Source organism: Pseudomonas sp. ICMP 3272 (assembly GCF_001466905.1).
In the GTDB taxonomy this organism is placed as follows: Bacteria; Pseudomonadota; Gammaproteobacteria; order Pseudomonadales; family Pseudomonadaceae; genus Aquipseudomonas; species Aquipseudomonas amygdali.
In genome coordinates, this window is record NZ_LKEK01000027.1 from 1 (window position 1) to 301 (window position 301).

A 301-nucleotide genomic window follows, 5' to 3' on the forward strand; every position below is an offset into this window, starting at 1 on the left:
CAGTTGACTGGCGAGCAGGTCATGGCTGCGCTCCAGCAAAATCGCCACGCTGTCACCCGGCTGCACACCAAGCCCCAGCAGATGCCGCGCCAGACGGTTGGCCCGAGTGTTGAGCTCGGCATAGCTCACTGCAACGCCGTCGTGGATTGCCGCACAAGCCTCGGGGCACGCCCGCACCTGAGCTTCAAACAGGCTATGCACGGTTTGTTGCTGCGGATAGTCCCGCGCGGTGTCGTTGAACGCCACCAGCAGCTCCGTCCGTTCGGCTTCCGGCACCACCGGCAGATCGCGCACTGCTGAG

General features: G+C 64.8%; 1 protein-coding gene. It reads right to left on the bottom strand.

Features of this window, described 5'->3' with window-relative positions; all coding sequences use genetic code 11:
- Window positions 1–301: AMP-binding protein (locus AO068_RS03840; RefSeq protein WP_152999734.1), on the bottom strand; the 301-nt coding region annotated here is incomplete at both ends.